The organism is Mycobacterium sp. UM_11 (genome assembly GCF_001414075.1).
Taxonomy (GTDB): Bacteria; Actinomycetota; Actinomycetes; order Mycobacteriales; family Mycobacteriaceae; genus Mycobacterium.
In genome coordinates, this window is the sequence record NZ_LATC01000030.1 from 40,892 (window position 1) to 48,920 (window position 8,029).

Below are 8,029 nucleotides of genomic sequence, written 5' to 3' on the forward strand. Positions count from 1 at the left end.
CCCGGCTCGTTAACCTGTCCCAATGCGAGGCGGGTGCGGTCGGGGATGATTCGCTTCTTGGCGCGCCGCCTGCTCAACTACGTGGTGCTGCTGGCGCTGGCATCGTTTCTCACGTTCTGCTTGACGTCGGTGGCCTTCCGGCCGCTGGACAGCCTGCTGCAGCGCAGCCCGCGGCCGCCGCAGTCCGTGATCGACGCCAAGGCCCACGCGCTCAACCTGGACAAGCCGATACCGATCCGCTACGCCCAGTGGGCCTCGCATGCCGTTCGCGGCGACTTCGGCAAGACCATCACCGGCCAGCCCGTCGGGGCGACACTGTGGCGCCGCGTGGGAGTCACGCTGCGGCTGCTGGTCATTGGGTCGCTCGCGGGCACGGTGCTGGGCATCGTGGCCGGCGCGTGGGGCGCCATCCGCCAATACCGGCTGAGCGACCGCCTCGTCACCATGGTGGCCCTGCTGATCCTCAGCACCCCGACGTTCGTCATCGCCAACCTGCTGATCCTGGGTGCGCTGCGGGTGAACTGGGCGCTCGGCGTGCACCTGTTCGACTACACCGGGGAAACCTCACCGGGCGTTGGCGGCGGGGCCTGGCACCAGTTGGTGGACCGGCTGCGGCATCTGATCCTGCCCACGCTCACCCTCACCTTGGCCGCCGCCGCCGGATACAGCCGTTATCAGCGCAACGCGATGCTCGACGTCCTGGGCCAGGATTTCATTCGCACCGCGCGCGCCAAAGGGCTCACCCGCCGGCGTGCGCTGGTCAAGCACGGGCTGCGCACCGCGCTGATCCCGTTGGCCACCCTGTTCGCCTACGGGGTGGCCGGGCTGGTCACCGGCGCGGTGTTCGTGGAGAAGATCTTCGGCTGGCACGGCATGGGCGAATGGCTGGTGCAGGGCATCGCGACGCAGGACACCTACATCATCGCCGCGATCACGCTGTTCTCCGGGACGGTGGTGCTGCTGGCCGGCCTGCTGTCGGACGTCTTCTACGCGGCCCTCGATCCAAGGGTGCGGGTGTCATGACGTCCGAGCCCACAGTCGAAGCGGCTCAAGGGATTTCGTCCCCAAAAGCCGAGGAGTTCACCTCGCGCCGCACCCTGGTGCTGCGCCGGTTCCTGCGCAACCGGTTGGCGGTCGCCGCGCTGACGCTGCTGGTGCTGTTGTTCGTCGGCTGCTACACGCTGCCGGCGGTGCTGCCGTTCTCCTATGACGACCTCGATTTCGACGCGCTGCTGCAACCGCCGAACGCCCGGCACTGGCTGGGAACCAACGCGCTGGGCCAAGACCTGCTGGCGCAGATCCTGCGGGGCATGCAGAAGTCGATGCTGATCGGGGTGTGCGTGGCGGTCATCTCCACCGGCATCGCCGCCACCGTCGGCTCGATCGCCGGATATTTCGGCGGCTGGCGGGACCGGGCGCTGATGTGGTTGGTCGACCTGCTGCTCGTGGTGCCCAGCTTCATCCTCATCGCCATCGTCACCCCGCGCACCAAGAGCTCCGCCAACATCCTGATGCTCGTCCTGCTGCTGGCCGGGTTCGGCTGGATGATCAGTTCGCGCATGGTGCGCGGCATGACCATGAGCCTGCGCGAACGCGAATTCATCAGGGCCGCAAGGTACATGGGCGTGTCCAGCCGCCGGATCATCCTGCGTCACGTGGTGCCCAACGTGGCCTCGATCTTGATCATCGACGCCGCCCTCAACGTCGCATCGGCCATCCTGGCCGAGACGGGGCTGAGCTTCCTCGGCTTCGGCATTCAGCCGCCCGACGTGTCGCTGGGCACGCTGATCGCCAACGGCACCCAATCCGCGACCACCTTCCCGTGGGTGTTCCTGTTCCCGGCGGGCGTGCTGGTGCTGATCCTGGTGTGCGCCAACGTGACCGGCGACGGCCTGCGCGACGCGCTCGATCCGGGCGCCGGCATGTTGCGGGGTGGCGACCGGTGAGCGCGCTGCTGGAGGTGACCGACCTGGCCGTGACGTTTCCGACGGATGGCCAGCCGGTGACCGCCGTGCGCGGCATCAGCTATGACATCGCCCGGGGCGAAGTGGTGGCGATGGTCGGCGAATCCGGTTCGGGCAAGTCGGTTTCGGCGATGGCGGTGGTGGGCCTGCTGCCGGAGTACGCGCGGGTGCGGGGCTCGGTGCGGTTGCAGGGCACCGAGCTGCTCGGCCTGGGCGACGACGCGATGTCGCGGTTCCGCGGCAAGACGGTCGGCATGGTGTTCCAGGATCCGATGTCGGCGCTGACGCCCGTCTACACCGTCGGCGACCAGATCGCCGAGGCGATCGAAATCCACCAGCCGCGCGTGGGCCGCAACGCCGCCCGCCGGCGCGCGGTGGAACTGCTCGAGCTGGTCGGCATCGCGCAGCCCGAACGCCGCGCCCGCGCCTTCCCGCACGAGCTGTCCGGCGGCGAACGCCAGCGCGTCGTCATCGCGATCGCGATCGCCAACGACCCGGACCTGTTGATCTGCGACGAACCCACCACCGCGCTCGACGTCACCGTGCAGGCGCAAATCCTCGAGGTACTCAAGACCGCGCGCGACATCACCGGCGCCGGCGTGCTCATCATCACCCACGACCTGGGCGTGGTCGCCGAGTTCGCCGACCGCGCACTGGTGATGTACGCCGGCCGGGTGGTCGAATCCGCCGGGGTGCACGACCTGTACCGCGATCGCCAAATGCCCTACACCGTCGGGCTGTTGGGCTCGGTTCCGCGGCTCGACGCCGCGCAGGGCACTCGGCTGGTGCCCATCCCCGGCGCGCCGCCGTCGCTGGTGGGGCTGGAACCCGGCTGCCCCTTCGCGCCGCGTTGCCCGCTGGTGATCGACGAATGCCGCACGGAGGAACCGGAGTTGCTCGCCGTCGGCGCCGGTCACCGCGCGGCCTGCATCCGCACCGACCAGGTCAACGGGCGCAGTGCCGCCGACATCTACGGGGTCAAGACGGACGTCCACCGGCCGGAATCCGGCGACTCGCCGGTCGTCGTGCGGGTGCGCGATCTGGTCAAGACGTTCCGGCTGACCAAAGGCGTGGTGCTGCGCCGCACCGTCGGTGAGGTGCGCGCGGTCGACGGCGTCGGTTTCGAACTGCGGCAGGGCCGCACCCTGGGCATCGTCGGCGAGTCGGGTTCGGGCAAGTCGACCACCCTGCACGAGATCCTGGAACTCGTTGCGCCGCAAGCCGGCTCCATCGAGGTGCTCGGTGCCGATGTCGCGACCCTGACCGCGTCCCGCCGGCGAAGTCTGCGGCGCGACATCCAGGTTGTGTTCCAGGACCCGGTGGCGTCGCTGGACCCACGGCTGCCCGTCTTCGACCTGCTCGCCGAACCGTTGCTGGCCAACGACTTCGGCAAGAGCGAGACCAACGCCCGGGTCGCCGAGTTGCTCGACATCGTTGGGTTGCGCCGGGCCGACGCCGCGCGCTACCCCGCCGAGTTCTCCGGCGGGCAGAAACAGCGCATCGGCATCGCGCGGGCGCTGGCGTTGCAGCCGAAGATCCTGGCGCTCGACGAACCGGTGTCGGCCCTCGACGTCTCCATCCAAGCCGGCATCATCAACCTGTTGCTCGACCTGCAGGGGCGGTTTAGCCTCTCGTATCTGTTTGTCTCCCATGATCTTTCGGTGGTCAAGCACCTCGCGCACCAGGTGGTGGTGATGTATGCCGGCACAATTGTGGAGCAGGGCGACAGCCGGCAGGTATTCGGCGACCCGCAGCACGACTACACCCGGCGGCTGCTGGGCGCCGTGCCACAACCCGATCCGGGCAAACGTGTCTAGGCGGGTGGCGACGGCGCTTCTCGCCATGGCGGTGGGGATCTCGGGATGCTCACCGGCCATCAGCCTGATGCCGGAGACCGGCCACGGCGCCGAGATCGGCACGACCAGCGACATCAATCCCCACGATCCCGCCACGCTGCAGGACGGCGGCAGCCTGCGCCTGGCGCTCACCGACTTCCCGCCCAACTTCAACATCCTGCACATCGACGGCAATTCGGCCGAAGTCGCCGCCATGATGAAGGCCACGTTGCCGCGGGCATTCATCCTCGGCGCTGACGGCTCGACCACCGTCGACACCGACTACTTCACCAGCGTCGAACTCACCGGCACCGCACCGCAGGTGGTGACCTACACGATCAACCCCAAGGCGGTGTGGTCCGACGGCACACCGATCACGTGGGAGGACATCGCCAGCCAGATCCACGCGCTGAGCGGCGCCGACAAGACGTTCGAGATCGCCGGGCCCAGCGGCGCCGACCGCGTCGCGTCGGTCACCCGGGGCGTGGACGACCGGCAGGCCGTCATGACCTTCGCCAAGCCGTACGCCGAGTGGCGCGGCATGTTCGCCGGCAACGGCATGCTGCTGCCCCGCAGCATGACCGCCACGCCCGAGGCCTTCAACAAGGGCCAACTCGACGGGCCCGGCCCGTCCGCGGGCCCCTTCATCGTCACGTCGCTGGACCGAACCACCCAGCGGATCGTGTTGTCCCGCAACCCGAAATGGTGGGGTGATCGACCGCGCCTGGACAACATCACCTACCTGGTGCTCGATGACGCCGCGCGGCTACCGGCGTTGCAGAACAACACCATCGACGCGTCCGGCGTCGGCACCGTGGACCAGCTGACCATCGCCCAGCGCACGAAGGGCATCTCGATCCGGCGCGCCCCGGCCCCCGCGTGGTCGCACTTCACGTTCAACGGCGCGCCCGGATCCATCCTGTCCGACAAGGCGTTACGGCTCGCGGTGGCCAAGGGCATCGATCGGCGCACCATCGCCAAGGTCGTCCAGTACGGGCTCACCAGCGACCCGGTGGCGCTGGGCAACCACATCTACGTCGCGGGGCAGAAGGGCTACCAGGACAACAGCGCGGTCGTCCCCTACGACCCGGAGGCGGCCAAACGCGAGCTCGACGCCCTGGGGTGGAGGCTCAACGGTCAGTTCCGGGAGAAGGACGGCCGCCAGTTGGTGATCCGCGATCTGTTCTACGACGCCCAGGGCAGTCGGCAGTTCGCCCAGATCGCGCAGCACAGCCTCGCGCAGATCGGTGTCAAGCTCGACCTCGTGGCCAGAGCCGGCAGCGGATTCTTCACCAACTACATCAACGTCGGGGACTTCGACATGGCCCAATTCGGTTGGCTGGGCGACGCTTTCCCGCTCTCGGCACTGACCCAGATCTACCTGTCGAGCGGGGAGAGCAACTTCGGCAAGATCGGCGGCCCCCAGATCGACGCGGCGATCGAGCGGACGCTGGAAGAACTCGACCCCGAAAGGGCGAGGGCGCTGGCGAACGACCTCGACAAGCTCATCTGGGCCGAAGGCTTCAGCCTGCCGCTGACGCAATCGCCGGGCGACGTCGCGGTCCGCAGCACGCTGGCCAACTTCGGCGCGGCCGGTCTGGGCGACTTGCGCTACACCGCAATCGGGTTCACGCGGAGTTGATGCGGCGCAGCCAGGCCGGGATCGGCAGGGCGCCCTCCACGGTGGCGGCCACCCCGATCGCCTTCCACAGCAAGCGCAGCTCGGGGCGCGCCGGAAGGGCGTCGAGCGCGGGCGCTTCCGCGATGAGGCTCTCGGCTTCGCCGCGCCACACCGCTTTTGCGATGGCGATCGCGGCGGGCTCGCGAAAGTCCAGCGCGCTGTGCGCCATGTTGGGCAACTTCAGCAACACCGCGTTGGGGAGCAGCAGGGCCTCGCGCTCGGCGACCGCCGGCGGGGTGATCAGATCACGACCGCCCGACACCACCACGTTGGGCCAGTTGAAGTTCGGCAGCTCGGTCGGCAGGTCGTAGGGCTCGTCCTCGAAAGACACCTTCTGCGTGCGCGCCTCGCGTTCGGCGACGGCGGGGTCGAGCGGCAATCCGTCGGGTTCCGCGGCGTAGTCGAGCTCGCGGAACGCGATGCGGCTCACCAGGTCTTCCTCGTAGCGATACGGCAGGTGGCTCAGGGTGGTGAACCGGGACAGCGCCCACCACAACAGCTTTCGGCCGTCCAGCAGCAGGTCGAGTTGGCGCTCGAGCAGCTCGGCGCCGCCGTAACCGTAGATGGTCGCCACGACCTGGGTGGCCGCGGCGGTCATCACGCCGGCGTCGACGAGTTTGCGCATTTTCGGCGCCAGCGCGGCGGTTTCGGGGCTGTCGCCCCTGAGCAGCAGCCGGCGGATCGCGCGGCGCACGATCACGATGTCATGCCGTGACAGCAGTGGCGAGTCCAGCACCATGGCCCGCACCCGACCGGGATGGCGCACGCCGAACCCGGAGGCGATGTAGGTGCCGTACGAGGCGCCGTAGATGACGGCCGAGTCGACGTGGGCGTCGTCGAGCACGGCGGCGATGTCGTCGACGACCTGGTTCACGGTGATGGCCTCGGGCGGCAGATCCTCGCCGGTGTCGTCGTGGCGGGACATGCCCACCCCGCGGTGTTCGATCATGATCACGTCCAGGCCCGCGGCCGCCGCGCGGCGCCGCAGACCCCTGTACATCTGCACCGAGGCCACCCCGGGACCTCCCGGGATGATGACGACCGGGTGGGCGGACTTCCGTCCGGTGCGCACGTAGTACAGATCGAACTCGTCGGGGTTATCCGGGGAGATCGGCCGGCGCACGGGCCGCACACCTGGTAGCGCCGCCAGCTTCTGCTGCGTGCGGCGCCGCTTCGCAGTCATCGTCATCGGTGTCGCCCCGCCATGGCCCCATTCTGCCCGTGAGCCGGATTGGCGCAGTTCAGGCCCCGGGCTAGGCGCTGAGATCGATGCGGTGCGCGCCCTTGACGCCGTCGTACCGGTCGGGGCTGCAGGTCAGCACGATCACCTGCCCGTGCGTGCCCACCGTGTCGAAGACCTCGCCCATCTTCGCCAGCCGGTCGGGATCGCTGAACCCCAGCGCGTCGTCGACGACCACCGGGACGGCGTCCTCCTTGGCGACCATGGCCGCGCCGGCCAGCCGCGCGAGGATGCCGAGCTGCTCCTTGGCTCCGCCCGACAACGATTCGTAGGGCACCGTGACGCCATTGAGCGTGCGGCTGCGGATGCACAGGTCGCTGTCGATGTCGACCTCGAAGGTGGGGCCGAACACCGGCCGCCCGAGCCGTTGCAGTTCGGCGCGGTAGGGCTCGACGTACCGCTGGCGGGTGGTGTCGCGGTGGCGCGTCATCACCGACCGCAACAACCGCGCCGCGCGCGCCCGGCTGCCCACCCGGATGTGCTCGCTGACGGCGTGCTCACGTTCGGTTTCCGCGGCGTCGAGCTTGCCCTGGCGCCCCTCGCCGCCGAACACCGACAGTTCGATGGTGGTCTCGCGCAACTCCCGGGCCGCCTCGTCGTAACGCTCCCGCAGTTCCTCCGTTTGCTTTGTCGCGGCGGCCAATTCGGCCTGCACCGCGCTCGGGTTCGCCGCCGCCAGCGCGCCTGCCAGTTCGGCGTGGCGGCCTTCGGCGGCCCGTGCCGCCTGCAGCGCCGTGTCCGCCGCCGACGCCAGCTCGTCATCACCGGCCGATGCCCGCTCATGGGCCAGCCGGTCGGTGGCGGCGCCGAGCTCGCCGCGCTGCGTCTCCAGCGCGTTCTGGAGAACCGTTGCGCGGGTGGATAACTCGGTGAGCCGCGCGGTGGTGGCGGCGGCACTCCGGCGGTGGTCCTCGGATTCGGCCGTCGCCGTCAAGACCGCCGCTTCGAGGGCCGCGAGTTCGTCGCGGGCGGCGCCGATGTCCGCCGCGGGCTGGTCCGACTCTGGTTGCCCGGCGCGCAGCTGCTCGAGCCGGGCGCGTAGTTGGTCGATCTCCTCGTCACCGCACAGGCCGGCCAGGGTGGCGCTCAACTGGTCGCGGCTGCTCTGCAGTTCGCGGCGCTGCTGATCGGAGGCTCGAGCGGCGGCGACATCGGTCACCACGGCGGCGGCCAAGGCGGCAGCCAGTTCTTGTTGTGCCGCATCGTGTTTCGCCTGCACATCGAGCGTCGTCGCGCCGGGCGTGATCCGCGCGGCGAAGACGCCGGGGACCCGGACCGCGGTGGGCCCGGTCTGTCTCTTATACACATC

The 8,029-nt window shown here is 69.4% G+C and carries 6 protein-coding genes; 4 read left to right on the plus strand and 2 right to left on the minus strand.

The genetic code is table 11. The features are described from left to right. The first annotated feature begins 45 nt into the window (after positions 1-45). The 4 genes from WU80_RS10310 to WU80_RS10325 are packed head-to-tail and all read left to right on the plus strand — an operon-like array spanning position 46 to position 5,441. Positions 46-1,023, plus strand: a complete 978-nt coding sequence (locus WU80_RS10310; RefSeq protein WP_055402416.1) for an ABC transporter permease — start codon at positions 46-48, stop codon at positions 1,021-1,023. Beyond that, the gene (locus WU80_RS10315) at positions 1,020-1,946 is read left to right on the plus strand and encodes an ABC transporter permease (RefSeq protein WP_055402418.1); all 927 of its coding nucleotides are present in this window, start codon (positions 1,020-1,022) and stop codon (positions 1,944-1,946) included. Before WU80_RS10310 ends, WU80_RS10315 begins: the two co-directional genes overlap by 4 nt. Further along, positions 1,943-3,781: an ABC transporter ATP-binding protein gene (locus tag WU80_RS10320; protein WP_055402420.1), complete on the plus strand. Its 1,839-nt coding sequence runs from the start codon at positions 1,943-1,945 to the stop codon at positions 3,779-3,781. Before WU80_RS10315 ends, WU80_RS10320 begins: the two co-directional genes overlap by 4 nt. A 25-nt stretch (positions 3,782-3,806) precedes the next feature. Continuing rightward, entirely contained in the window at positions 3,807-5,441 is a 1,635-nt protein-coding gene (locus tag WU80_RS10325) for an ABC transporter family substrate-binding protein (protein WP_055402422.1), read from the plus strand. Here WU80_RS10325 and WU80_RS10330 read toward each other — a convergent pair. After that, on the minus strand, positions 5,428-6,669 hold the full coding sequence (locus WU80_RS10330) for an alpha/beta hydrolase (RefSeq protein WP_055402424.1): 1,242 nt from the start codon (positions 6,667-6,669) through the stop codon (positions 5,428-5,430). The two genes, WU80_RS10325 and WU80_RS10330, sit on opposite strands and share 14 nt — an antisense overlap. Before the next feature lie 64 nt (positions 6,670-6,733). Further along, on the minus strand, positions 6,734-8,029 hold a 1,296-nt coding region (locus WU80_RS10335; protein WP_369808508.1), incomplete at its 5' end, for an ATP-binding protein.